The organism is Amphibacillus sp. MSJ-3, assembly GCF_018919165.1.
GTDB lineage: Bacteria > Bacillota > Bacilli > Bacillales > Amphibacillaceae > Amphibacillus.
On sequence record NZ_JAHLQM010000006.1, the window covers coordinates 50,007 to 74,290 of the forward strand.

Annotated in this window: 23 protein-coding genes and 1 pseudogene; 8 read left to right on the forward strand and 16 right to left on the reverse strand. The window is 36.0% G+C overall.

Annotated features, from left to right (window positions below; all coding sequences use genetic code 11):
- Nucleotides 1-29 precede the first annotated feature (29 nt).
- The 4 genes from KQI76_RS03195 to KQI76_RS03210 form a co-directional block, all read right to left on the reverse strand.
- Complete coding sequence (locus tag KQI76_RS03195) at nucleotides 30-956, reverse strand: manganese-dependent inorganic pyrophosphatase (protein ID WP_216398862.1); 927 nt, start codon at nucleotides 954-956, stop codon at nucleotides 30-32.
- 292 nt (nucleotides 957-1,248) lie between these two features.
- Nucleotides 1,249-2,496, reverse strand: coding sequence for a glutamate-5-semialdehyde dehydrogenase (locus tag KQI76_RS03200; protein WP_216398863.1), 1,248 nt, complete (start codon nucleotides 2,494-2,496; stop codon nucleotides 1,249-1,251).
- Nucleotides 2,497-2,507: 11 nt separating this feature from the next.
- Entirely contained in the window at nucleotides 2,508-3,614 is a 1,107-nt protein-coding gene (proB, locus tag KQI76_RS03205) for a glutamate 5-kinase (protein ID WP_216398864.1), read from the reverse strand.
- Between the two features lie 530 nt (nucleotides 3,615-4,144).
- Complete coding sequence (locus KQI76_RS03210) at nucleotides 4,145-5,218, reverse strand: branched-chain amino acid aminotransferase (RefSeq protein ID WP_216398865.1); 1,074 nt, start codon at nucleotides 5,216-5,218, stop codon at nucleotides 4,145-4,147.
- 276 nt (nucleotides 5,219-5,494) lie between these two features.
- On the opposite strand from KQI76_RS03210, the gene gltC reads away from it, so the two are divergent.
- Both gltC and msrA read left to right on the forward strand, forming a co-directional pair.
- Nucleotides 5,495-6,412 carry a glutamate biosynthesis transcriptional regulator GltC gene (gene gltC / locus KQI76_RS03215; RefSeq protein WP_216398866.1) on the forward strand — a complete coding sequence of 306 codons (918 nt, stop codon included), beginning with the start codon at nucleotides 5,495-5,497 and terminating at the stop codon, nucleotides 6,410-6,412.
- A gap of 90 nt (nucleotides 6,413-6,502) precedes the next feature.
- Nucleotides 6,503-7,033, forward strand: a complete 531-nt coding sequence (gene msrA, locus KQI76_RS03220; RefSeq protein ID WP_216398867.1) for a peptide-methionine (S)-S-oxide reductase MsrA — start codon at nucleotides 6,503-6,505, stop codon at nucleotides 7,031-7,033.
- 77 nt (nucleotides 7,034-7,110) lie between these two features.
- Here msrA and hisIE read toward each other — a convergent pair whose 3' ends face one another.
- The 7 genes from hisIE to KQI76_RS03255 all read right to left on the reverse strand — a co-directional run bounded on the left by hisIE (nucleotide 7,111) and on the right by KQI76_RS03255 (nucleotide 13,021).
- Nucleotides 7,111-7,764, reverse strand: coding sequence for a bifunctional phosphoribosyl-AMP cyclohydrolase/phosphoribosyl-ATP diphosphatase HisIE (hisIE, locus tag KQI76_RS03225; RefSeq protein WP_216398868.1), 654 nt, complete (start codon nucleotides 7,762-7,764; stop codon nucleotides 7,111-7,113).
- Complete coding sequence (gene hisF, locus KQI76_RS03230) at nucleotides 7,754-8,512, reverse strand: imidazole glycerol phosphate synthase subunit HisF (protein WP_216398869.1); 759 nt, start codon at nucleotides 8,510-8,512, stop codon at nucleotides 7,754-7,756. The genes hisIE and hisF overlap by 11 nt, the downstream gene beginning before the upstream one ends.
- Nucleotides 8,509-9,216 (reverse strand): 1-(5-phosphoribosyl)-5-[(5-phosphoribosylamino)methylideneamino]imidazole-4-carboxamide isomerase, encoded by a 708-nt coding sequence (gene hisA / locus KQI76_RS03235; protein ID WP_216398870.1) that lies wholly within the window; start codon nucleotides 9,214-9,216, stop codon nucleotides 8,509-8,511. Before hisA ends, hisF begins: the two co-directional genes overlap by 4 nt.
- A 192-nt stretch (nucleotides 9,217-9,408) precedes the next feature.
- The gene (gene hisB, locus KQI76_RS03240) at nucleotides 9,409-9,996 is read right to left on the reverse strand and encodes an imidazoleglycerol-phosphate dehydratase HisB (RefSeq protein ID WP_216398871.1); all 588 of its coding nucleotides are present in this window, start codon (nucleotides 9,994-9,996) and stop codon (nucleotides 9,409-9,411) included.
- Between the two features lie 23 nt (nucleotides 9,997-10,019).
- Entirely contained in the window at nucleotides 10,020-11,300 is a 1,281-nt protein-coding gene (gene hisD, locus KQI76_RS03245) for a histidinol dehydrogenase (RefSeq protein WP_216398872.1), read from the reverse strand.
- Complete coding sequence (gene hisG / locus KQI76_RS03250) at nucleotides 11,301-11,918, reverse strand: ATP phosphoribosyltransferase (protein WP_216398873.1); 618 nt, start codon at nucleotides 11,916-11,918, stop codon at nucleotides 11,301-11,303. It abuts the gene before it with no gap.
- Nucleotides 11,915-13,021 (reverse strand): ATP phosphoribosyltransferase regulatory subunit, encoded by a 1,107-nt coding sequence (locus KQI76_RS03255; protein ID WP_216398874.1) that lies wholly within the window; start codon nucleotides 13,019-13,021, stop codon nucleotides 11,915-11,917. The genes hisG and KQI76_RS03255 overlap by 4 nt, the downstream gene beginning before the upstream one ends.
- Before the next feature lie 135 nt (nucleotides 13,022-13,156).
- Here KQI76_RS03255 and hisJ point away from each other — a divergent pair, with 135 nt between their 5' ends.
- Complete coding sequence (gene hisJ, locus KQI76_RS03260; protein ID WP_216398875.1) at nucleotides 13,157-13,975, forward strand: histidinol-phosphatase HisJ; 819 nt, start codon at nucleotides 13,157-13,159, stop codon at nucleotides 13,973-13,975.
- A gap of 262 nt (nucleotides 13,976-14,237) precedes the next feature.
- Here hisJ and KQI76_RS03265 read toward each other — a convergent pair whose 3' ends face one another.
- Both KQI76_RS03265 and KQI76_RS03270 read right to left on the reverse strand, forming a co-directional pair.
- Complete coding sequence (locus tag KQI76_RS03265; protein ID WP_216398876.1) at nucleotides 14,238-14,705, reverse strand: flavin reductase family protein; 468 nt, start codon at nucleotides 14,703-14,705, stop codon at nucleotides 14,238-14,240.
- Between the two features lie 580 nt (nucleotides 14,706-15,285).
- A complete protein-coding gene (locus KQI76_RS03270; RefSeq protein ID WP_216398877.1) occupies nucleotides 15,286-15,759 on the reverse strand; it encodes a hypothetical protein in 474 nt (157 codons plus the stop codon).
- A 441-nt stretch (nucleotides 15,760-16,200) separates the two neighbouring features.
- Here KQI76_RS03270 and KQI76_RS12095 point away from each other — a divergent pair.
- Nucleotides 16,201-16,367, forward strand: a pseudogene (locus KQI76_RS12095) (transposase); the annotation flags it as partial.
- Nucleotides 16,324-16,623, forward strand: coding sequence for a transposase (locus KQI76_RS12100; protein WP_483860908.1), 300 nt, complete (start codon nucleotides 16,324-16,326; stop codon nucleotides 16,621-16,623). The pseudogene KQI76_RS12095 and the gene KQI76_RS12100, both read left to right, overlap by 44 nt.
- A 39-nt stretch (nucleotides 16,624-16,662) precedes the next feature.
- On the opposite strand, the gene parC is transcribed toward KQI76_RS12100, so the two are convergent.
- The 3 genes from parC to KQI76_RS12015 all read right to left on the reverse strand — a co-directional run bounded on the left by parC (nucleotide 16,663) and on the right by KQI76_RS12015 (nucleotide 21,758).
- Nucleotides 16,663-19,110, reverse strand: coding sequence for a DNA topoisomerase IV subunit A (parC, locus tag KQI76_RS03280; protein WP_216398878.1), 2,448 nt, complete (start codon nucleotides 19,108-19,110; stop codon nucleotides 16,663-16,665).
- Between the two features lie 123 nt (nucleotides 19,111-19,233).
- Nucleotides 19,234-21,183, reverse strand: a complete 1,950-nt coding sequence (gene parE, locus KQI76_RS03285; protein WP_216398879.1) for a DNA topoisomerase IV subunit B — start codon at nucleotides 21,181-21,183, stop codon at nucleotides 19,234-19,236.
- A 392-nt stretch (nucleotides 21,184-21,575) separates the two neighbouring features.
- A complete protein-coding gene (locus KQI76_RS12015) occupies nucleotides 21,576-21,758 on the reverse strand; it encodes a CoA-binding protein (protein WP_216398880.1) in 183 nt (60 codons plus the stop codon).
- Nucleotides 21,759-22,260: 502 nt separating this feature from the next.
- Between KQI76_RS12015 and plsY the strand changes: the two genes are divergently transcribed.
- The 3 genes from plsY (at nucleotide 22,261) to yidD (ending at nucleotide 24,169) form a co-directional block, all read left to right on the forward strand.
- Nucleotides 22,261-22,848, forward strand: a complete 588-nt coding sequence (gene plsY / locus KQI76_RS03295) for a glycerol-3-phosphate 1-O-acyltransferase PlsY (protein WP_216398881.1) — start codon at nucleotides 22,261-22,263, stop codon at nucleotides 22,846-22,848.
- Nucleotides 22,849-23,007: 159 nt separating this feature from the next.
- On the forward strand, nucleotides 23,008-23,934 hold the full coding sequence (folE2, locus tag KQI76_RS03300; protein WP_216398882.1) for a GTP cyclohydrolase FolE2: 927 nt from the start codon (nucleotides 23,008-23,010) through the stop codon (nucleotides 23,932-23,934).
- A gap of 1 nt (nucleotide 23,935) precedes the next feature.
- Complete coding sequence (yidD, locus tag KQI76_RS03305; RefSeq protein ID WP_216398883.1) at nucleotides 23,936-24,169, forward strand: membrane protein insertion efficiency factor YidD; 234 nt, start codon at nucleotides 23,936-23,938, stop codon at nucleotides 24,167-24,169.
- Nucleotides 24,170-24,284 lie beyond the last annotated feature (115 nt).

Here is a 24,284-nt window from a genome sequence, read left to right on the forward strand (position 1 = left end):
ACCCATTTGTATAGTTGCCCCGACATGAATTAAGATAATATTTCAGTTAATTGAGGAATAATCTGCTTTTTACGTGATACTACACCAGGTAAAGTTACTTTATTATCAATTAATTTCACATTAAAAGCTTGATTGATTGCATTTGCTTGATCACCCAATCCGATAACAATAGAGTCATTAGATAGGATGTCAGTAATCATTAACACAAAGAGGTTAATATTTTTATCTTGAATTTGCTTAGAAATCGCAACCTTTATCTCTTCTTCTTTCATGAGTAACTCATCTGGATCAACTGTATTTATTTGAGCAACTTCAATCACATTTGAACCCATTTCAAATTGTTTCGCATCAAGAGAAAGCAATTCTTCAATCGATTTACCACTTAAATCAGCCCCAGCCTTCAGCATTTCAAGACCATATTGATCAAGATCAACATCAGCGATGACTGCTAATTCTTTTGCAGCAGCTATATCTTCATCTGTGCATGTTGGTGATTTGAATAACAAGGAATCAGAAATAATAGCAGATAACATCAAGCCAGCTATGTCTTTGCGGACTTCAATCTTATGTTCTTTAAATAACTTATTTAAAATAGTTGCAGTACAACCGACTGGCTCTGCTCGGTAATAAAGTGGATCAGCCGTCTCAAAATTAGCGATTCGATGGTGATCGATAACTTCTTTTACCTTGACTTGATCAATATCACTTGCACTCTGTTGTTTTTCATTATGATCGACTAAAATAACTGCTTCAGTTTCATTCGCTACAGTTGTTACAACTCTAGGTGCAGCAACATTAAAGTAGTCAAGAGCAAAGCTTGTCTCACTATTTGGTTCGCCTAAAGCAACTGCTTCTGTATTCTCACCTAGTTGATTTTTTAAATAACTATAGACAATTGCCGAAGTAATCGTGTCCGTATCTGGATTTTTGTGTCCGAATATTAATATTTTACTCACAATATCTTTCCTCCTATTTAAGCAATAAAGTGAATCTTTACTCAGGGGGTTTTTCATCCTCCCTGAGTGTTAGATGAACGAATCGGGTTTTTTACTGACTGTTCAATTCCACTTTATCTCTTGAACCTATTTTACCGTAAAAAAACAATTCTTTCATTAAGAATAATCAATTTAGTTCATATAAATCACAAAATGACTAACCTTACCCAACTAAATGCATCATAAGCACTTTTTGTTGGTAATTATCGATCAAGGGTACAATAAACATTATGGATAAAGCGACTGATATCATTTATTTTTTGTATTGACCATTACCAAATAACTGATATTTTGATGAAGTCAAAGCTTGTAACCCCATTGGGCCTCGTGCATGAAGTTTCTGTGTACTAATACCAATTTCAGCACCAAATCCAAATTCAAATCCATCAGTAAATCGTGTCGAAGCATTGTGGTAGACACATGCCGCATCTACTTCATTTAAAAACTTTACAGCACGATCATTTGATTCCGTGATAATAGCCTCTGAATGTTTTGTTCCATATTGATTGATATGAGCAATCGCTTCATCTATAGATTCTACGACCTTCATCGCAATAATTCGATCCAAATATTCTGTTTCCCAGTCTGCTTCTGTTGCCACAATAACGGTTGGGTCCATTGATTTGACTGTTTGATCACCATGAATTTCCACCCCTTCATTTTGTAAGGCTTGGATTAAAGCTTCTCCATAATGATCGAACCAGCCATTATCTATTAATACAGTTTCAATAGCGTTGCACACTGATGGTCTTTGAGTTTTTGCATTAATCACAAGTTTAATCGCCATCTCTTGATCTGCATCTTTGGCAACATACATATGACAGTTCCCAGCTCCGGTTTCAAGAACTGGAATAGATGATTTAGCAATAACTGTTTCAATTAAATTCTGACTTCCCCGAGGAATAAGCACATCTATATATTGATTCAAACGGAACATTTCCTCAGCTGTCTGACGACTGGTATCTTCTAATAGTTGAACACTATCTACCGGGATATTTGATTTTCCTAATGCTGAACGAATCGCATTGACAATTGCTATATTCGAGTCAATAGCTGAGGAACTCCCACGTAAAATAACAGCATTTCCTGTTTTGATACACAGAGCAGCGGCGTCAACTGTCACATTAGGTCTTGCTTCATAAATAATCCCGATGACACCGATAGGGACTGCCAGTTTTTTCAGCTCAATTCCACTTTCAAGTTGCCAACTATCTAATGGTTGACCGATAGGGTCAGCTAATTCAATTAATTGAATTAAAGCCTCACTTATATTCTTGATTCGCTCTGGTGTCAATTGAATACGGTCAATCACTGCATTTGAAATATTATTTTGCTTTGCACGCTCAATATCTTTTCTATTAGCTTTTAAAATATCATCTTGCTCTAATAACAGTTGTTCAGCAATTAATCGTAAAGCCTGATTTTTATCTTCCGTTAAGGTGTTTGCTAAAATTGTACTCGCTGCTTTTGCTTGTTTACCCATTTGTTCTAAACTAATCAATTTTCCGCCTCCTAAATAGTCAAAATGAGTTTGTCTCGGTGAATCACTTCTGGCTTACTACAACCCGTTATTGCCATTGCTTCTGTACTACTCAACCCTTTTACTTCGTTGATTTGCTCTGAGGAGTAATTAACCTGTCCCTTAGCAACTAGCTGCTTATTATAATAAATTTCAACAACATCATCTGAATCAAATACTTTTTCAACCGCCAAGATACCTGCTGCTAGAAGACTCTTCCCTTCAGATAAAAGAGCCTGTTTTGCTCCATCATCAATTAGAATCTTCCCACTTATTTCGGAATGAAAAGCAATCCACTGTTTATGCTTTCTTACGTGGGGTCGATGCTTATTTCCGATATATGTGCCATCACCATCCCCGTTTAAGATATTAATTAATGTATTTTCTCCTTCGCCCTTACCGATAAAACAATTTACGCCTAATGTCGAGGCCATTTTAGCCGCAATTAGTTTTGATTTCATTCCACCTGTTCCTACTTTTGAGCCAGAATCTTGGCTCGTTTGTTCAATGAGTTGATCGGAAATATAATTAATCATCTGATATCGTTTGGCGTCGTGGTTAAGGTAAGGATTTTTATCGTAAATCCCATTGATATCAGTTAACATAATAAGAGCATCAGCATTAATTAGGCCACTGACTAGTGCAGATAGCATATCATTATCACCAAAAGTTAATTCTTCGATTGAAACAGAATCATTTTCATTAATGATGGGTAAAACTTTTCGCTTCAATAATTCCGTAATTGTCTGATAAATATTAGAGAATTGTTCCTCATTAGAAAAGTTATCTCTAGTCAATAATAGTTGTGCGGTTATATAATCAAATTTTTTAAAAGCATAATTGTAAGCTTCAACTAATAACCCTTGGCCAACTGCCGCAGCTGCTTGCTTACCAGCAACCGTAACTGGTCGACTAGAGTAGCCCAAGAGGTGAAAACCCGCAGATACCGCACCAGAAGAAATCAAAATTACTTCAACCCCGCTATCCATTAAACGTGCAATCGCTTGGCTATGGGCCATTAACTTTTCAAGTGATAAAGTCCCATCCGCTTGGGTTAGGGAGCTACTTCCTATTTTTACAACAACACGCTTCTGTTTCACCAAAATGACCTTCTTTCAATTTTTAAAAACAAACTTATTGCTCATTAAATTCAAACTATAAAAAAACTGTTTTACATCCATTACAACCCAATGTAATGGACGAAAAAACAGTTTTCCGCGGTACCACCATCATTGATAAGTTCCCACTTATCCACTTGATTATTGATAACGCCCTTTATCTGAGCGGTTAATTCGATTAACAATTCAAAAGACAGGATTCAATAAAGAGCGGTAATAGTGGAATGTTTCAGCCGGTGCATTCCATTCTCTTAGCTTACATCATTTATTTACTTGGTCTTTATCACTATTGTTCTAGTTATGAGATTAATTCTATTATCTACAAGCTTTCTATGGTTGTCAAGGTATTTATCAGAAAAATCAGTTCATTTCAAATCTCCATCATCATTAAGTAAATCTTCATTCAGTAGGGTGTAGCGAGCTAGTTAATCTAGGAAAAACTATATGTTGCATGATAAGCCATTTCTGATCATAACTTTTAAGCTAGTTTATTAAGGAGTCATTCTTTAATCCTATGATATTATATTAATCCAGCCAAAGGTATCCGCAATCTTTCCATACTGGATGCCTGTAATTGTATCGTATAACCTTTTCGCAATCTCACCTGTCTTTTGATTATTTATCGACAGTTTTTCTCCATTATAGTTTAATTCACCAATCGGAGAAATTACCGCAGCTGTACCTGTACCAAATGCCTCTTCTAAATGCCCTGCTTGATGAGCTTCTACGATTTCTTCAATTGAAATCTTTCTTTCGGTTATCGGAAGGTCCCAGTATTCTAGTAGTTGAATAACAGACTTACGAGTCACACCAGGTAAAATACTTCCATTTAACTTCGGCGTTATTATTTCCCCATCAATTTTGAAGAAGACATTCATACTTCCGACCTCTTCAATATACTTTTTCTCATGGGCGTCTAACCAAAGCACTTGCGCATAACCTTCCTTTTCCGCTATTTCTTGTGCGATCAAACTACCAGCATAGTTTCCAGCTGTTTTTGCTTCTCCTGTACCACCTTCTACGGAACGAATGTAGTCATTTTCGACAGCGATTTTGACAGGATTAATTCCTTCTTTATAATATGAACCTACTGGTGATAAAATAACAACAAATTTATATTGCTTGGCAGCCTCTACCCCTAAGTTAGGTTCTGTGGCAATGATAAATGGGCGAATATAAAGTGAAGTTCCCTCAGCCTTTGGTACCCAATCCTTTTCTAACTTAACTAATTCTTTAATTGCACTTAAAGCAAGATCTGGGTCTATTGGTGGGATACACATTCTTACATTTGAGCGATTCAATCTTTTTATATTCTCTTCAGGACGAAATAATTGGATCTCCCCATTTGCTGTTGCGTATGCTTTTAATCCTTCAAAAACGGTTTGTCCATAATGAAAAACCATCGATGCTGGATCGAGTGTAAGAGGTTGGTAAGGGACGATTTGTCCATCATACCACCCTTTTTTGTGATGATATTCCATCACAAACATATGATCAGTAAAATATTTACCAAACGCTAATTGATTACTTGCTGGTTTAGTTTTTTTAGTCATTACTTCAGATACAGTAAAATTAAATGATTTCATGCCTTTCCCTCAATTCATCTATTGATAAGTTTTATATATTATGAATTAAATTCATAATACCTATAAATAATTAATATATCTATTCTATTACTTTTTAATAGTAGCTGACAAGGTCTTTTTTATAAGAAAATTCTAAAAATACAAAAAACAATTAGCCTAAGTAATTGATCAAACATTGTCGAATCGGAAAAATATCGCTATAATATAATGAAACTTTGGTCATGAACACCAACAAGCTATATTATTTGAATAAAGTCAATGGTGAGGGGAATATAAATGGAATTAAGACAATTAAAATATTTCATTGAAGTAGCTGAACGTGAACATATGTCTGAGGCTGCAGAACATTTGGGTATTGCTCAATCAGCCATTAGTCGACAAATTACAAATTTAGAAAAAGAATTGGGGGTCCAATTGTTTGAACGAAAGGGACGGAATGTTAAGCTATTACCAATTGGAAAAGTCTTTTTAATCCATGCCAAGGAAGCAATCAAATCCATTGAATATGCGAAAAAGCAAATAGATGAATACATTGATCCTGAAAGAGGGTCAATAAAAATTGGCTTTCCTACTAGCTTAGCAAGGAGTCTACTCCCACCACTTCTCAATGAATTTAAAATGAACTACCCTGACATACAGTTCCAATTACGACAAGGGACCTATCAATTTTTAATTGATGCTGTAAAAAGAAGAGAATTGAACATTGCCTTTATTGGCCCAGTGATTACTGATGACCCTCTAATTAACGGACGGACTCTTTTTTATGAGAAAATGTATTTACTCATTCCTAGCCAACATCGACTGGCTAAAAGAAAGAGTATTTACTTGACAGAGCTAAAAGAAGAGAATTTTGTTTTATTTCCGAGAGGCTATGTTTTTGAAGAACTAGTTGTTGAGGCCTGTCATTCAGTTGGTTTTGAACCACAGGTCATCAGTCAAGGTGGAGATTTAGAGGCTGTTAAAGGGATGGTAGCTACAGGCATAGGGATTACCATTTTACCGGAAAGTGCTATCGGAGAATTTAAGTCACCTTATACCGTGAAAATCCCAATAAGTAGCCCGAATTTAGAAAGAAGTGTTGGCCTAATCACACCCAAACATCGGAAATTGTCACCTTCTGAAGACGTATTTTATCAGTTTGCACTTAATTATTTTGAGACAAACAATCCGATAACAGATAATGACATTAAATGAATCTTCACTCAGTCCCCTTGGGTGTTAATTGAAAAAATCGGGACTAGCAGTCAGTCAATCTATAAAAAAAGAACAAAGGAGTTTTAACTAATGAATCATAAAGAAATAGCAACCTTTGCTGGTGGGTGTTTCTGGTGTATGGTAAAACCATTTGATCAATGGCCAGGAGTTGAGTCTGTTAAATCTGGCTATATTGGCGGACATGTAACGAACCCCACATATGAACAAGTAAAAAAAGGAGACACAGGTCACTATGAAGCTGTTCAAATTACATATGATCCTGACCAAATAAGCTACGAGCAAATACTGGCCTTATATTGGCCGCAAATTGATCCTACTGACCCAAATGGACAGTTCCATGATCGTGGCCCACAATATCGAACAGCGATATTTTATCATAATGAGGAACAAAAAAGACTTGCTCAACAGTCTAAAAAGAAACTTGAAGACAGCAAGCGTTTTAAGCAGCCAATCGTGACAGAAATTCTGCCTAGTACGACCTTCTATCTAGCAGAATCATATCATCAAGACTACTACAAGAAAAATCAAGTCGATTATGAAGAGGACCGCGCCCTCTCTGGTCGTGATCAATTTATTGAACAAAATTGGTCGGAAAAATAATCGGACGGGTTACTCACCTGTCCGATTATTTAATCGTTTATTTAGTTTACATAATATAATTACGGTTAACAAAAAGCTTACCACTTATCAATTTTTGACCGGTCACCTTTACTATTCGCTTTTTTACAAAAGCGCTTCGATAATTCTCCTTTTATATCGGTTAAAGCAATGTCTTGTTGCTCCATCATAACAAAGGTGTGATAAAAAAGATCACAAATTTCTAAAACAAGTTCATCGTGGTTATTATTTTTAGCCGCAATTACCACTTCCCCAGCTTCTTCAATAACTTTCTTACTAATTTTATCGATGCCTTTGTCAAACAAATAATTTGTATACGATCCTTCCACTCGTGTTTGTTTTCGATCATTAATCTCTTTTAATACATGTTCAAAGATCGCCTCATCATAATTATGATTGGAACTGTTCGCTTGAATTGAATTAAAAAAGCAACTTTTCATTCCCGTGTGACATGCCGGACCATTTGGAGTGACTTCTATTAACAGTGTATCTTGATCACAATCAAGCGATATAGACTCTACTTTTTGTGTATGGCCTGAAGTTTCTCCTTTGTGCCATAATGATTCACGTGAGCGAGAATAAAACCAGGTTTCCCCTGTTGAACAAGTCTTTTGATAAGCTTCCTCATTCATATAAGCTAACATAAGCACTTCTTTTGTCTTGACATCAACAATTATTGCAGGAACTAATCCTTTTGAAAAATCAGGTTTCATGAATTGTCACCCCACTTTCTTTACAAAGTTGTTTAACGTCTTTAATTGTATAGATCCCCTCATGAAAAATTGAAGCTGCCAAACCTGCTGAAGCATTGGTTTGTTGAAAAACTTCAACAAAATGTTTAGGTGAACCTACTCCACCAGATGCAATAACCGGAATATTTACTGCATCTACAACAACTTTCGTTAATTCAAGATCGTAACCTGATTTTACTCCATCACGATCCATACTTGTTAATAATATTTCGCTTGCTCCACGCTTGGCTACTTCTTTTGCCCACTGAATAACATCTATTCCTGTATCCTTTTTTCCACCGTGGGTCATCACATGCCAACCACCATCTACTTTTTTGGCATCAATCGCAATTGTTAAGATGGGAAAGCCAAATTTAACAACTGTTTCATTGATCAAGTCCGGTTGATTAACAGCAGCTGAATTTATACTGACTTTATCTGCACCAGCTTGTAAAGCATCAGTAATATCAGTTAGTGAACTGATGCCACCACCTACAGTTAACGGAATTGAAATCACTTGCTTCACTTGCTCAACCAGTTTCAACTTGTTCTTCCTTGCTTCATTGGTTGCTGAGATATCTAAAAGTATCAGTTCATCAGCACCTGATTCAGAATATGCTTTCGCCATTGATACGGGGTCACCTAATTGTCTTAAAGAAACAAAATGCGTTCCTTTAACAACTTGGCCATCTTTTATATCTAAACAGGGAATAATTCGTTTAACTTTCATAACTGACGGACTCCTTGTAAAGTAATTTTCCCTTGGTAAATAGCCTTACCTACAATCGCTTCACTAATTCCAATTTCTGAGATTGCTTTAATATCATCATACTGGCTAATACCTCCAGAAGCAATAATCTTACAGTTCACAGCACTATTCAATTCCTCTAGCTGCTCTAAATTGGGTCCAGACATCGTCCCATCTTTGGATATATCAGTAAAAACAATCGTTTGAGCACCTAGACTTTCCATTTGTTGAGCAAATTCAATATAGTCAACAGCGGTGACCGTCTCCCATCCATGGCTTGCTACTTTCCTATTTTTCGCATCAATTCCAACAACAATTGCCTCGGGGTATTTGGTAATCGCTTGTTTCAAAAAGTTTAAGTCCTCCAATGCTGCCGTCCCAACGACTAATCGACTTGCTCCATTATTGATTAACTGATCAACCGTATCCATCGTACGAATTCCACCACCGATTTGAATTGGAATAGAGGATTTTTCACAAAGTTGTTCAATTAATCGATATTGTCTGTTGTTCTGATCACGTGCACCATCAAGATCGACAATATGAACAATCTCGGCACCGTCATCAATAAACCGTTGCAATTGCTTAATCGGGTTATCGGCAACCTGTTCTGTATGATTAAAGTTACCTTGATATAGTCGAACGCATTTTCCATTGAGCAAATCAATTGCTGGTATAACTCTCATTTCAACACTCCTTCACATTTATTTCTTCTATATTTTATTAACTCGTAGGTTGCCATAAAGTGTAATGGAACAAGGATTGAATTTTTCTCTCAATGATTGAGGAAAGTCATTCTATTTTATAGACCTAATACACAGTTGATAGGTGTATTGTGTTTAAATAATGAAAATATACGAAATGATCGTGCAATCAGTTTATTCTATTAATCCTTTAGTAGAGTTAATTCCTTTAATCTCCGGATTGATTTTGATTGCCTCACCAAATGCCTTACCTAATGCTTTAAATATGGCTTCAATTTTATGGTGCGTGTTTATGCCATAAAGAACCCTTGTGTGCAAGGTAATTCCTGCATGGGTTGAAAAGGCTTGTAAGAATTCTCTAACTAACTCTGTATCAAAGTTTCCTAGTTTTTGATTTGTTAATTCAGCATCAAAAACTAAGTAAGGGCGTCCGCTAATATCAAGTGAGACAAATCCCAAGGCCTCATCCATTGGAACATATGCTGTCCCATAACGATTAATTTGTTCTTTATCGCCGAGAGCTTCTTTGACCAGTTGACCAATAACAATCCCTACATCTTCAACTGTGTGGTGTCCGTCAACTTCCAGATCACCATTCGCCTTAACAAGCAACCCAAACCGGCCATGGCTAGCAAATAAAGTTAACATATGATCAAAAAAGCCAATTCCAGTCTCAATTTCTACTTCTTTTGAACCATCTAATGATACGGTTACTTCAACTTCTGTTTCAAATGTTTTTCTAGTTTTCTTTGCTTCTCTCATTCATTTCCCTCTTTTCACATGACTCAATTACTTACCCGTTTTGATACAGCACGTGCATGGCCTGATAACCGTTCTTCTTCTGCAATAGTCATAACATCAAAAGCAGCTTGTTTCAATGCTTGCTCGCTATAATATAAGAAAGTCGATTTCTTAACAAAATCGTCAACAGATAAGCCTGATGAAAACTTCGCTGTTCCGGATGTCGGGAGCACGTGATTTGGTCCTGCATAGTAGTCTCCTAGTGATTCCGGCGTATAATGGCCTAAGAATATTGAGCCTGCATGTTTAACATAACCTAAATAGCTTAACGGGTTATTTAATTGGATTTCCAAATGTTCTGGCGCTAATAGGTTGGATAGTCTAAAAGCTTCTTCAATATGATCAACTTTGATAAGCCCCCCTTGATTTTTAAGGGCTGTTGCAGCTATCTCAACTCGTGGTAAAGTAGCAAGCTGGTCTTTTAGTTCTTTTTCAGTTGCTTTAATTAAATCATTCGAAGTCGTAAACAGAAAGGACCTTGCTAATACATCATGTTCTGCTTGGGCAATTAAATCGGCGGCTACGTATGCAGGGTTAGCTGTCTCATCTGCTATAATAGCCACTTCTGAAGGTCCTGCAATCATATCAATTCCTACATCACCATATACTAAGGCCTTGGCAGCAGCGACATAAGAATTACCTGGGCCCACAATTTTATCAACTGGTCTTATGGTTTCAGTACCATAGGCAAGTGCTGCAATAGCTTGAATGCCACCAATTTTATAAATCCTTGTCACACCACAAATATCTGCAGCAACAGACAAGATCGGTTCAATTTGCTCCCCATTTCTAGCGGGTGTCACCATAACAACCTCATCAACCCCAGCCAAAACCGCAGGAATCGCATTCATGAGTACGGATGATGGATAAGATGCTGTTCCTCCAGGTACGTATATTCCAACCTTTTCAATTGGTGTATAAAGTTGACCGGAGATTATATTCGAATCATTTTGCATAAATTTAGATGTTTTTAATTGTTTTGTATGAAAAGCCTTAATATGATCAGCAGCCCGTTCTAAAGCTTTGATTGTTTTTGAATTAACCTGTGCCCATGCTTGTTTTCTCTCTTGATCCGTTACGGTGTAATGTTCCGGAACGATACCATCAAATTTCTCAACATACCGATCTAAGGCTTTATCCCCCTCCTCTTGTATGGCTGTAATCACCTCTTTGGCCACTTGATAAGCTTGATCAGACTGTAGACTAGATTTTTTTTGTTCAGATAACTGACATTCAAATTCCTTTGCTTGATAGATTCGTATCAATTAAAAGGCCTCCTTTTGTTTTAATGATTCGATGATTACCCCTAACTCTTCACGTTTAATCTTCAATGATGAGCGATTAGCGATTAAGCGTGCACTAAAAGTTAAAAATTCTTCATCAATAATTAGTCCGTTTTCTTTTAATGTCGTTCCTGTTTCTACAATATCAACAATACCATCTGCTAAACCTAATATTGGGGCTAATTCTACCGATCCCTCTAATTTAATAATATCAACGGATTCTCCATTCGCTTTGAAGAATGCCTTCGTAATCTTTGTGTATTTGCTTGCAATTGTTTTCTTTTGAGTAGGCCATTTCTTATCTTTTTCTTTGGCAACAGCCATACGGCAATGTCCAAAAGGAAGTGGAAATAAATCGTAAATATCGGGTTGGTATTCTGCTAAAATATCCCCACCAACAACCCCAAGATCAGCAATTCCGTATTGGACATAAGTTGTTACGTCTACTCCTTTAGCAAAGATAAACTCAAATTGATCAGTTTCAACCCTCAACTTTCGTCCTTTTTCTACTAATGGTTTAATCTCATAGCCTAAGGATGAAAAGAAATCTAAAAATTGTTTCTCAAGTCTTCCTTTTGTTAATGCTATAACTGGTTTCATGATTCCACCTCGTCTTGAACATGAATAATTTGGTCATAATGATGCTCTTTTGGCCGCTGATAAAGAATATCTACTTGAGCATCAGGGAAATTCATGCGCATTTTTTCTGCTTTCACATGAGTTTTAGGACAGGCCAATAAACAAACTTGCCTTTTCGCCGGTTCATCCTCCATTATGGCTGTCAACACATCAACATAAAAGGCTAGGCCGACTGCGGAGATCTCTTTGTTAAACTGAGCATACAGCCGATCATATCTGCCACCAGAAAAACAAACATCCCCATTTTTCTTCAAATAGCCACTAAACATCGTTCCACTGTAGTAACGTAATTTTCGAACACTACCAAGGTCAACAATAACATCTTGAACACCAAGTTGTTCAAGTGATGTTACCAATTGTTCGAGATGATCAATAATTTCGACTAGTTCTTCTGAATCCTTCCAGTGTTCCCGATATTCTACTAGAATTTCCTTACCACCATATGCATGAATCAACTTAACTAAATGATTAGCTATTGATGGATGACCTTTTTCAACTGCGAGTTGGAAAACAACATCTTCTTGTTTATCATCCATTGCCACACGCAAGCTTTCTTCCTCATCTTCATTTAGCCCCAATGGTTTTATCATATAATCAAAGATTCCTGTATGACCCAATTCAATCATATATTGATCGATTGATAATGCCTTTAGAACATCAACTGCAGTAAACAAAGTTTCCATTTCACCAAGTAATAAATCTGTTCTAATTAATTCAATGCCTGCTTGCTGTCTTTCGATTCCCTTTTCATCGTTTTGAAAAACAGAACCTTGATAGAACCATTTTGATTGACTTGGATTTTGAGTCATGAGTGCACGCGCAATCGCCGTCGTCCAATCTGCCCGTAAAACTTCAATTTCCCCGTCACGATCGAACCATTTCAATAATTTATTAAATTCCATCCCAACATGGCGATTTGTAAAGGTTTGGGCATATTCAACAACTGGTGTTTCAATCGCATGATAGTTTCTCTGTTGGACAACTTTTCTAAAAATCGAGTTAACTTTTGCTTGATGATTTAGTTTTTCTCCGATTCTATCTTGACTTCCCGATGGTAAAAACATAGGTTCACTTCCGTTCTTTATTACTTTATTGCTTTACTTCGGTAAAGTATTTTATTATACTTTACATTGACAAATGAAAATTGTCAACAGCTATTTTTCTGTATAATACAAGATATGAAACGAGGAGGAATTGAGATGCGGTTTATTGGTGATTATCATATACATACCCCCTTTTGCCCACACGGTTCTAGCGATGATTGGGAGCAATATATTTTAAAAGCCATTGCACTAGGACTAGAGGAATTGAGTTTTACAGAACATGCCCCACTCCCCCGCTCATTCATTGATCCTGTCCCTGAACAGGATAGTGCCATGAATTGGAGGGATTTACCGACCTACTTAAAACTAGGAAATGAGTTGAAAATAAAATATCAAGATCAAATAAAAATTAATATTGGTTTTGAGGTTGATTATATTGAGGGTTATGAACAAGAGACAAAACAATTTTTAGATCTATACGGTGATCAAATTGATGACTCAATTTTATCTGTTCATATGTTAAAGATTGCTGAAGGTCAATATGGCTGCCTAGATTTCAGTCCAGAAGTTTTTTCATCTATTGTTGAAGCATTTGGTTCTGTTGAATCGGTATATCATCAATATTACCAAACCTTAAAGATGGCAATTGAAGCTAACCTGGGGTATTACAAGCCAACAAGGATTGGCCATTTAACCTTAATCGAGAAATTTTCCAAAAAGTTTCCCGTCCAAATTAACCAATTAAATCCTATCGATCAGTTGCTGGATTTGATCAAGGAGAAAAACTATGCATTGGATTTAAATACTGCTGGTTTATATAAGCCAGATTGCCAATCTATCTACCCAAACCAGCAAGTCACCAACAAGGCGAAAGAAATGGGGATTCCACTTATACCAGGTTCAGATAGCCATGAATCAGCTACTATTGCACGCGGTTTTTCACATATTAAGGACTATATAACTTATTCAGACTAAAAACAGCGATAAAAATTTAATGAAGGGCAAAAAAGCGTAGTCCCTCACTTTTGACTAAAGCATTAGTTATATTCACGATGATCCTATATATGTTGCCATAGCCTTTCGCAGACCATAGCAATAAATTGATGGAAGATACGGCCATTAAGGAAAACAAAGGAGTAATCAAAATAAAAAATAGGGTTCTGTTACCTAAAACAAAGTAACAAACCCTATTCTGATGATCTGAAACAACTAATGAATTGATTCCTTTTTAGTAAACTTAATCAAGCTTACGGTACTGTCCCCCATAAAAAATGAGTGGGTCACCTTCACTTGTTTTCAAATGCTTTACTTTTGCAATGTATATTGTATGATCACCTGCTACGACTTCAGATTCCTTTTCACAAACTATTTGCACCAGGGCATTAGGAATCACCGGTGTTTGATCTAGATAATCAAAATCGACAGGTTGCTCAGCTTGTTTTTGATTAGAAAAAATCATTGAGAGATCTTTTTGATGATCGGCAAGTACGCTAATACCAAATTGATTGGTTTCAGTCAACACATCGACAAAAGCTGCTTGATTTCGTAAAGAGATTGCAATTAATAATGGGTCTAATGATAAAGACATAAAAGCATTGACTGTCATCCCTTTTACATCATTATTTACTTTACTCCATGCACTTACAACTGTGATTCCCGTTGCAAATTGCCCCATCGCTTGACGGAATCGCTTTGAATCAGTCATTAACACAACTCCTTTTTCTCTGAAATTATTCACAGCATACCATAAGGGTGAATGAAACCCAAATATACTGCCTATTCATCCTAGTGAATTTTCTAGTTCAAATTTAATCTTCCTATTCAATTTATGGATTTTTCATTCATGTACTATAGTAAATTGTCACACGAAAAATTCCCTAATTATATATAGTAAAGAAGGGGTTATTTTCATCAATTTTGAGCTACACTTATATGATTTTATATTTCAAAAAAATTATTTATTGAACAATTGGGAAGAAGGATAAAAGTTTCGGAGATAAAGTGAGGCATTATTTTAGAGTGTTTTTTCTTATCTTCATGATGAATGTTAGATAATTTATTCCTAAACCAGCCATTGACCCACTCTTTCAACTCATTATTTCACTCAAAATTTAGGAGTGGATCCTGTGGCCAGTTCAGGCAAGATAAGCTGAACTCTTACTTAGTTAATCTGTCATAAATATAATAATAAATAGTATTTGCAGTTGCAATGCTTAAAATTGATTAGCTAAATAAAAGATCGCTCTATGGACTCTAAAGTGAAAATATCCACCTATCCAAAAAGATTAATCTTGTACTTTCTTATCAAAAAATTGGTTTAAATCAGTTTTATCAGTATCATCACTTAAAGCATTGTGGATTTGCTCATTTAGTAATTCCATCTTTTTCTTTTCAAAGAATGGCACACTAATTTGATAGGGTGAGCCAGCTTTTTCAATAACTAAGATCGTTTGTATACCATTAGCTGCAATACCAAGTCCGATTAGAACAATGATCAAACCTAATAAAAAACTATCTCCAATCGTACCTAAACCAATAAAAAAGATAATTAGTCCTAAAATAAATGGTTTAATAAAATATTTTGTTGATAACATTGATCCAGAAATATTTTTTAGTGGTATATTCTGTTGATCTCTACCAGCTGGGATGAATCCAAGTATCGTATTAGCCAGATTTACTTTCACAAATCGACTATCAACGAGAATTGACCCTTTCACCCAAAAAAATAATAAACTGATCGTAAATTGAACCTCTTGCATGTTGCATCCTCCTATGTAATAAAATATAACCATTTCCATCATACCATAAAGAGCGTAATATTCATCATTAAATTTTAAAAAAAGGCAAAGTGACTAACTTAAACCAGGTATCTTGGACTACAAGTATGATGTCATTAGATTTTTATTGATTAAAAAAGGGGCTCAGTTGATACTGGCTTCCTTTTTCTTATGATCATCATTTAAATAGACTCGTCACCTCTTAAATGTTTTTGAGGTGTCACTCCGTGATTTACACTCTGGGTGGGTGCTTTGTTAAATGTATAATAAATTGAATATTTTGATTGAAAGTTGGTTACAATTCGCAAATTGCGACAGAAGGCCAATGCGCACTTGCTTATGATGTGTTTCCGAACCCAACCGACACACGCACTTTGATTCCTTTTCTCGATACGATTAAAGCTAGCTTTTTTGAACTGCGCTTTTCATGTAGACAACTGGGATTACAACGAAGCTGAAGATGCGTATGTGTGTCCGAACGGAAGAAACGTACGGTTTAGCTACCGGACAGATACGGATTTATCCGTAAATTTAAAGTCTACGAATGTGAGGACTGTTCAGATTGTCCACTCCGCGATCTATGTGCGAAACAAGCTTTCAGAAGAAAAAACTGGTGAAATCTACGGGAAACGTAAAATAGATGTAGAACCAGCGTTCGGCTTCTTGAAGGCCAATTTGTGCTTCTCGCGTTTTTCCGTGCGAGGCAAAGAGAAAGTGAAAAATAAATTGGGATTTGCGTTGATGACGGTGAACCTGGGGAAGTTTATCGCCAGAAGCAACAATCCAATAAAAGAAGAAAGGAAAAACCCAACAAAAAAATGGTTTCAAGCAAATTTTAATGCTTGAAACCATCTTTTGGGTAGTTATGTCCCAGCCCACAGTTTACTAATTGTCTTTAAAAGGAGTTTGATAAACTACTTCTTTCCAAGCGCTTGTTACTTCACCAAGTTCATCAGTGTCTAATACAAACGAACCATTACTATAGCGATCGCTAATACTTAGTTCCATAGGATGTAAGGTTAAAACTTGTCCTGATTCTGTTAAAATATTCACTTTCTGATCAGGGTAAACTTCAACAAAACCAGCTACACGATGTGGTTTACCTTTTAATTCACGAAGCATAACTTGTCCACGATTTGTCCGTGTTGATTGTTCAAACTCTGTAATCCGCATACGCTTCATTGCCCCACGTTGGGTCACAAGGGCGAAGTGTGTCTCATCTTGTTCCCCTTCCAGTACAATCCCAGCAACAACATACTCATCTTTTTTCAAATTTATTGACTTAACACCTGCGGCCCGTTGGCCAACTACAGTTACATCTGCTTCATTATAACGTAATCCATAACCTCGATTTGATACAACAAAAATATCTTGTAAACCATTAGATATTTCAACATTGATCACTTGGTCATCCTGCTTTAAATTAACAGCAACAAGTGGTTTTAAAAAGCGTTGTGCTTCATATAAACTAAGTTCACTTCGTTTGACCATCCCGTTCTGAGTAAAGAAAACAAGGTATTTTGGTTCAGTCATATCACGAACTGGAATAGCTTTAATAACTTTCTCACCCTTATCAATATTTGCTAAGTTAGATAAGTGCTGGGCAAGATCCTTCCATCTTATTTCGGGAAGCAGATGGACTGGAGCATAGATATATCTTCCTTTATTTGTGAATATTAATAAACAATCCGTTGTATTAATTTCAAATAAACTAACAAGATGATCACCTTCCTTGATAGCAAAATCCTCACCATTTGAAGCTGTATAGGATCTCAGGCTCGTGCGCTTAATGTAACCATCTCTTGTAACTGATACGAGAACATCTTCACTTGCAACAGTTACTTCTAAATTAATTTTCAACTCCTCAACCTCTGCCTCAATTGAAGTCAAACGAGGAGTACCAAATTTCTTTTGAATATCCCTTAGATCTTTTTTTATAACCTTTACCAATTGCTTCTCATCATTGATAATTTTAGTTAATTTATCAATTGTTTCAGCTAATTGAATGCCTTCTTTTTCTAATTGTGTCACATCGGTATTTGTTAATCGATAAAGCTGTAAACTTACGATTGATTCAGCTTGTGCTTCCGTAAAACCAAATTGCTCTTCAATTCGTTTTTTTGCATCTGATTTATTTTTACTTGCTCGAATCGTTTTGATAAGTTCATCTAGAACAGAAATCGCTTTAATCAATCCTTCAACAATATGAGCCCGGTCTATGGCCTTTCTTAGATCATAATGAGACTGACGAAGAACAACCTCTTTTTGATGATCAATATAAGCCTCTAGTAACTGTGCTAGATTCAGTTGCCTTGGTGTTCGATCTTTGATCGCAACCATATTGAAATGATAGGACACTTGTAATTCAGTATTTTTATATAGATAATTGAGGACCCCGTCACTATCCGCATCTTTTTTAAGCTCTATAACAATTCTCATTCCAGTGCGATCCGTTTCATCTCGAACTTCTGCAATACCTTCTACTTTACGATCAATTTTTAATTCATCAATTTTTTTAACAAGGTTTGCCTTATTTACTTCATATGGAATTTCATTTATTACGATTTGTTCACGGCCACCACGTAATGTTTTAATTTCAGCTCGACCACGGACAATAACTTTGCCCTTACCAGTTTTATAAGCTTGTTTTAAACCTTCCTCGCCTTGGATAATTCCACCAGTAGGGAAATCTGGTCCTTTGATTACATTCATAAGCTCATCAATCGTGATATTGGGTTGATCTATCTTTTTAATAACCGCATCAATAACCTCGGTCAGGTTATGTGGTGGAATATCTGTTGCATATCCTGCAGAAATCCCAGTCGAGCCATTGACAAGTAAATTCGGAAAACGGGCAGGTAAAATAACTGGCTCTTCTAAGGAATCATCAAAATTAGGAATATAATCAACTGTTTCCTTATCAATATCCCGAAGAAGCTCACCGGAGATTGCTGCTAAACGTGCTTCTGTATAACGCATCGCTGCCGGTGGATCACCATCAATGCTCCCGTTGTTACCATGCATTTCAACCAATGGATTACGCATTTTCCAATCTGTACTTAGGCGAACCATTGCATCATAGACAGAACTGTCCCCATGTGGATGGTAATTTCCAATGACTGTTCCAACTGTTTTAGCCGATTTACGAAAATTTTGATCATGGGTGTTTTTCTCTTTATACATCGCATATAAAATTCTTCGTTGAACAGGCTTTAATCCATCCCTCGCATCAGGCAAGGCACGGTCTTGTATAATATATTTACTGTAACGACCAAAACGATCGCCAATCACTTCTTCTAAGGATAAATCTAAAAAGTTTCCCTTTCCTGACAAAATACTTCCTCCTTCAAAAACTTACCTTCACTTATCACTCAGTATAAATGAATTTTTTTTACGCATACAAAACCTATTTAAATTACTTTTTTAAAAAGATTTATATCACATCGTCTAAGTTTATTAGCTATGGATATTTTCATTATCGATAATATTTGTTTCCTCATCCAGGCCGAATGCGATATTTGTTTCAATCCACTTCCGGCGAGGTGCTACCTTATTACCCATCAATGTCGTTACTCGACGTTCAGTTCTAGCAAGATCATCAATCGTCACACGAATCAAGGTTCGGGTTTCTGGATTCATTGTTGTATCCCATAATTGATCCGCGTTCATCTCTCCTAGCCCTTTATATCTTTGTAAGGTATAACCTGTCTTTAGTTTTTTGGTAATCTTTTTCATTTCTTCATCATTCCAAGCATAATGAATTTGCTCGTTTTTTCCTTTTCCCTTTGTAATTTTATATAAAGGTGGAAGTGCAATATAAACCTTTCCTACTTCAACAAGATCCCGCATATAACGATAGAAAAATGTTAACAATAAAACCTGAATATGGGCGCCATCAGTATCTGCATCTGTCATAATAATGATTTTATCATATTGAACATCTTCTAGATTAAAATCACCACCAACGCCGGCGCCTATTGTATGGATAATAGTTGATATCTCTTCATTTTTTAAAATATCCTCAATTTTTGCCTTTTCCGTATTGACCACTTTTCCTCGTAGGGGCAAGATGGCTTGGAATTTACGATCTCGACCTTGTTTAGCCGAGCCCCCAGCCGAATCACCCTCCACTAAATAAAGCTCATTGCGATCAGGCTTGCGTGATTGGGCGGGTGTGAGCTTACCACTTAATAAAGTTGCTTTGCGTTTTTTATTTTTTCCAGATCTAGCGTCTTCCCTTGCTTTTCGAGCTAATTCTCTTGCTTCCCTAGCTTGTAATGCCTTTTTAAGCAACATTGTCGATGTATTGGCATTCTCTTCTAAGAAATAAGATAAATGTTCTGATACAATCGTGTCAACGGCTGACCTTGCTTCTGCTGTACCTAATCTACCTTTTGTCTGTCCTTCAAATTGTAATTTTTCCTCTGGGACTCTTACCGATACAATAGCGGTAAAGCCTTCACGAATATCATTTCCTTCAAGGTTTTTATCTTTTTCTTTCAATAAATTATTCTTGCGAGCATAGTCATTAAACACACGAGTAACTGCAGCTTTTGCGCCAGATTCATGCGTTCCCCCATCTTTTGTTCTTACATTATTAACAAAAGATAACATATTTTCAGCATACCCATCATTAAATTGGAAAGCAAAATCAACTTCTATATCTTGTTGAACCCCTTCGAAATACACAACGGAATGGAGGACATCCTTTTCCTCATTTAAATATTCTATAAATGACTTCAAACCATCTGGATATTGGTAAACTTCTGTTAAATCTTGTCTTTGATCAATCAGAACAATTTCAATTCCTTTTAATAAAAATGCAGCTTCTCTTAAACGTTCAGATAAAATGTCGAATTGAAAAGTTGTTGTTGAAAAAATACTTCTATCAGGTTTGAATTTAATTGTTGTCCCAGTTTTTTTACTTGTTCCGATTTGTTTTAAACTTCCAGCCGGAATCCCACCATTAATAAAATTTTGTTCCATTATTTTACCATCACGATTAATCGTTACAGTCAGTTCTTCTGAAAGGGCATTAACGACTGAGGCTCCAACACCATGTAAACCTCCAGCAGTTTTATAGCCACCTTCACCAAATTTCCCACCTGCATGAAGGACAGTTAAAATAACTTCAGGGGTAGACTTTCCCGAATGATGCAAACCTATTGGCATCCCCCGCCCCTGATCAGCAACAGAAATACTATTATCTTCATGAATCGTAACTATTATTTTATTACCAAATCCCGCCAATGCTTCATCAACAGCATTATCGACAATTTCAAAAACAAGGTGATGTAACCCCCTTGCATCTGTAGAGCCTATGTACATACCGGGTCTTTTACGGACGGCCTCAAGTCCTTCTAAAACCTGAATCGACTCATCTGTATACAAATTATCCAAACTCATCTTTCCTTTCTATTGTCTAGTACTTTAAAACTAGTTAATCCTATTATACTTGATAATGACGTAATTTTTGATTATATTTGTAAGTCAGTATAAATGAACTAAGCTTTTTGAGTATAAAATAATCTTAGTCCTGTCGTTAACAAGCTTAATTAAATGGAATGATATTCTCCAAAAATAATGGTGATATAAACGTAGGGTAGTCTAAACACTATTTTACTTTAGAATAAATCACTTTAATACAAAGATCCATCACAATCTGTAAATCGTTATAAACTTCAAGGTCATAAATATCTTTATGCGCCAAAAGAAACTTTAACTTAATTTACTTGGTTTCTGCGACTATCTCTTTCAAAAAACTGAACTTCTAAAGCCATTTACAATATCAATAGGTTCTAGGATATCAGCAAACGATAATAGGCCCTTTCCCTCAAAAACTGATCGATTGTTGGATTCACATGAATAATTTTAAATCCATAGCTTTGCATAAGCTTACTTATTCGATATGATACCTGTTTTGGGACGTCAGATAAACCAACAACAGCTATTGTTTTCGATTGCTCAAATAAATCCTTCAAACACAGTTTGACTTGAGTAATGGACTTTCCCTGTAATCAGCTCCTTTAACGACTTCTAGTCTCTAGTTTACGATTAATTTACTTAATTGGTCAAATTGAAATCAAAAAATAAATAAAATTGCCGTAGATTAACTGACTGTAAGCCCCTTCGTTAGTTATGGAAAGAATGGCTCTAGCTAATCAATAGGGATCGACAGTCTATAAAGGCCCGATGGGTTCATATAATAAATGTTTTCGGTGAGACGAGTAACCGCAAGTGTCTCCGGTGGGACGAGTAACCGCAGTCCCAGTCCCAGTTCCAGTCCTAGTACCAATCAGTGGGGCTAAGGGAAAGCAGGCTAAACCTACCAAGTCCGGTAGGCCCAACCTTCATTAAGTGGAGATTCACTTTATCGCAGATATTAATAAATTTTAGTAGTAGATCATAAATAGTTTTACAATTCAATAAATCATGTTAGAATGATAACATTCTACTACTGTTTAATGAAAAGAGGAAAATGTCATGTGGTTTTATTTTTTATTTATTCTTACTGCCTATCTACTTGGTTCGATCCCATCTGGTTTAATAATTGGAAAGGTTTTTTTTAATACTGATATAAGAGAGCATGGGAGTGGTAATCTAGGTGGTACAAATACTTTCCGAGTATTAGGCAAAAAAGCAGGCATTGTCGTAACATTAGCAGATATTCTTAAAGGAACGCTAGCCACGCTTCTCCCAGTCATCTTTAATCATTCGGAAATAAGTCCATTGATCATCGGCGTTTTTGCTGTTATTGGTCATATGTATCCTGTCTTTGCCCGCTTTAGGGGAGGTAAAGCTGTCGCTACTTCAGGAGGATTAATTTTAGGTGTCAACCCACTATTATTCTTAATAATTTTAATCAGTTTCTTTATTGCCCTATACATTAGTAAATATGTTTCCTTATCCTCCATGACAGCAGGAGTTATTGCTTTCATCACAACAATTATCATGAAAGAATACGGACTGACGATCGTAACAGGTATTTTAACTCTGTTTATCTTTTATCGCCACCGAGCAAATATTAAACGAATCATTAACAAAACTGAACCTAAAATAACCTGGTTGTAAAAATAAAGATTTTAAATATTAGAAATCAGATAGAATTGAATCTCAGCAAAGACACTTAAGTATGTGTCTTTTTCTGTAAAAATAAAAATATAAATATAAATCATTAATAATTGATCAATAAATTTGATCCAATTTGTTAATGCGAAAGGGGATGCCATGATGAATAAAGGCCAATTAAATCAACGGATAATGCCAGATAAAGCAGAACGTCATCGTTTATTTGGCTCAGTAAAGGCTGGAGAAAAAACGAAACCGGAAAAGAAAGAAGAGATGGCTGATTTACAAAATAAACAAGCCAACTATTTATTTAAATTGGATGCCGTTGGAATTACAAATGTCAAACATCCTATTCAAATAAATAGTCAACTGATTCCAAATCAGCAATCATCGATTGGTAATTTCACTTTTACCTCTACAGTCGAACAAAGCAATAAAGGAACAAATATGAGTCGTTTTACTGAACAGTTGCATGAATTTTATCAAAATAAGTGCTTAACACTTGAATTGGGGAATCTAAAACAATTTACCAAACAGTTAGCCCAACGTCTAAAGACACCTGATGCGAAGCTTGAAATTAAACTTCCATGGTTTTATGAACGAAAAGGGCCAAGCTCTAATTTAGCTGGTCTAAATCACGCTGAATTAATGGTAACAGTTAGCTATAATGAACCCGAACAATTTCACATTATGGTTGGCTTAAATGCAATGATAACTACTCTTTGTCCTTGTTCTAAAGAAATAAGTGAATATAGCGCACATAACCAACGTGGAGAGGTAAGAATGGAAGTTGAACTAAGTCCAAGTTTTGATGAATCTAAAACAGATTGGAAAGTTCTCTTATTAGAAGCTGCAGAAAGTAATGCGAGTGCAAGAATTCACCCTGTATTAAAACGGCCAGATGAGAAAATGGTGACCGAACAAGCTTATGAAAATCCAAGATTTGTAGAAGATATGGTTCGTTTAGTAGCGGCTGATCTATATGAATCAGAACAAATTATTGCTTTCCATGTAACCTGTCAAAATCATGAATCCATTCATCTCCATGATGCGATTGCTTCAATTACAATTGATAAGCGTACAGAATAACATGGTCAAGCGCATATTATTAGCAATCATTCATTTTTATCAAACTAAAATCAGTCCAATGACACCTCCGAGATGTCGCTTCTATCCAAGTTGTTCGGAATATGGGAAAATCGCAATTACTAGATTTGGTGTTTTTAAAGGACTGAGATTAACGATTATCCGCATTTTGAAATGCCAACCTTTTCATCCTGGCGGGTATGATCCAGTTCCCGAAAAGAAAATGAACCATAAATAATCTGATTCTTGATAGATTTAGAGCTATCTTTTAATAGACGGAGAGATAAAAAGAAATCTGAGGTCCTCTCCCCCGCCTCTCTTATCTTCCAGTAATAAGCATTCTTACGCATAAA

Bases quoted from the DNA above. Each gene is read 5' to 3' on its own strand.
- KQI76_RS03210 (WP_216398865.1), bottom strand. From the start codon at position 5,218: ATGAAATCATTTAATTTTACTGTATCTGAAGTAATGACTAAAAAAACT.
- gltC (WP_216398866.1), top strand. From the start codon at position 5,495: ATGGAATTAAGACAATTAAAATATTTCATTGAAGTAGCTGAACGTGAA.
- msrA (WP_216398867.1), top strand. From the start codon at position 6,503: ATGAATCATAAAGAAATAGCAACCTTTGCTGGTGGGTGTTTCTGGTGT.
- hisIE (WP_216398868.1), bottom strand. From the start codon at position 7,764: ATGAAACCTGATTTTTCAAAAGGATTAGTTCCTGCAATAATTGTTGAT.
- hisF (WP_216398869.1), bottom strand. From the start codon at position 8,512: ATGAAAGTTAAACGAATTATTCCCTGTTTAGATATAAAAGATGGCCAA.
- hisA (WP_216398870.1), bottom strand. From the start codon at position 9,216: ATGAGAGTTATACCAGCAATTGATTTGCTCAATGGAAAATGCGTTCGA.
- hisB (WP_216398871.1), bottom strand. From the start codon at position 9,996: ATGAGAGAAGCAAAGAAAACTAGAAAAACATTTGAAACAGAAGTTGAA.
- hisG (WP_216398873.1), bottom strand. From the start codon at position 11,918: ATGAAACCAGTTATAGCATTAACAAAAGGAAGACTTGAGAAACAATTT.
- KQI76_RS03255 (WP_216398874.1), bottom strand. From the start codon at position 13,021: ATGTTTTTACCATCGGGAAGTCAAGATAGAATCGGAGAAAAACTAAAT.
- hisJ (WP_216398875.1), top strand. From the start codon at position 13,157: ATGCGGTTTATTGGTGATTATCATATACATACCCCCTTTTGCCCACAC.
- KQI76_RS03265 (WP_216398876.1), bottom strand. From the start codon at position 14,705: ATGACTGATTCAAAGCGATTCCGTCAAGCGATGGGGCAATTTGCAACG.
- KQI76_RS03270 (WP_216398877.1), bottom strand. From the start codon at position 15,759: ATGCAAGAGGTTCAATTTACGATCAGTTTATTATTTTTTTGGGTGAAA.
- parE (WP_216398879.1), bottom strand. From the start codon at position 21,183: ATGAGTTTGGATAATTTGTATACAGATGAGTCGATTCAGGTTTTAGAA.
- plsY (WP_216398881.1), top strand. From the start codon at position 22,261: ATGTGGTTTTATTTTTTATTTATTCTTACTGCCTATCTACTTGGTTCG.
- folE2 (WP_216398882.1), top strand. From the start codon at position 23,008: ATGAATAAAGGCCAATTAAATCAACGGATAATGCCAGATAAAGCAGAA.
- yidD (WP_216398883.1), top strand. From the start codon at position 23,936: ATGGTCAAGCGCATATTATTAGCAATCATTCATTTTTATCAAACTAAA.